Here is a 997-nt window from a genome sequence, read left to right on the forward strand (position 1 = left end):
TCTAAATTGCAACAATAAGTTAGCCACTTTTGAATGATAAAGTAAACTAAGTGACAAGACTTCCCTAGCTAGCTAGGGAAGATTTTTCTATTAACTTTAATTCCTTCATAAATGCTTCTTCGGCAGTCATATATCCTAAAATCTTTCTTGGATAATTATTCATCCAATTCATTATTCTTTCTATTTGTCTTTCTGTGTATTTACCTATTTCTTCACCCTTTTTTATGAATCTCCTTATTAACTTGTGTTGATTCTCACTTGTTCCTCTTTCATAGGAACTATAGGGGTGACAGTAATAAATTTTTACATATTCACATATTTTTGTTAGGCTTGAGAATTCAAGTCCATTGTCTGATGTTATTGTTTTAAATACTTGCTCTTTTAATGGACTTTTATCTTTTAGAAAACTAAGCCCTTCTTCTACTGCTTTACTTGTTTTGGAATCTATCTTTATTATCAACTCGTATCTTGTTTTTCTTTCTGTTAATGTTATTATTACTGGATCTGTCTTTTTCTTACTTCCTATAACTGTATCTATTTCCCAATCTCCAAACTCTTCTCTTGTTTCTATTTCTTTTGGTCTAGTCTCTATGGATTCTCCTAACACCATCTTGTTTTTTCTATTCTTTTTGTTGTTCTTGTTAAGTTTTCTTTTTAGCTTAAGCTCTAGGTCTATATTTTTTGTTTTCATTAAACCTTTATCTATCCAGTTATACATGCTTTTTACTGATGGGATTTCATTGTCATTAAAAAGCTTATTTCTTTTTGCATAACCTACGCAGGCATCAACAGACCAATTTTCTTCAAGAATCTTCTTATCTGCCCAATTTAAAAAATTTTCACAAGTTAAAAACTTAGGTTTTCTACCGCAGTTTTTTCTATTTTCAAGATATATTCTACGATTAAGATCAGCAAAGTATTTTATATCTTCATAAACATAAACTTTTGAATTTTGTGGTACTTTTCTCTTTTGAATAACGCTAGCTTTTTTAACTGC

1 protein-coding gene is annotated in these 997 nt (G+C 29.5%); it reads right to left on the reverse strand.

From position 1 onward, the window contains the following. Nucleotides 1-64 precede the first annotated feature (64 nt). The coding region (locus HMPREF1864_RS06100) for an IS30 family transposase (RefSeq protein ID WP_062571944.1) at nucleotides 65-997 on the reverse strand (933 nt) is incomplete at its 5' end.

This window comes from Peptoniphilus sp. DNF00840, from assembly GCF_001553125.1.
Taxonomy (GTDB): Bacteria; Bacillota; Clostridia; order Tissierellales; family Peptoniphilaceae; genus Peptoniphilus_A; species Peptoniphilus_A vaginalis.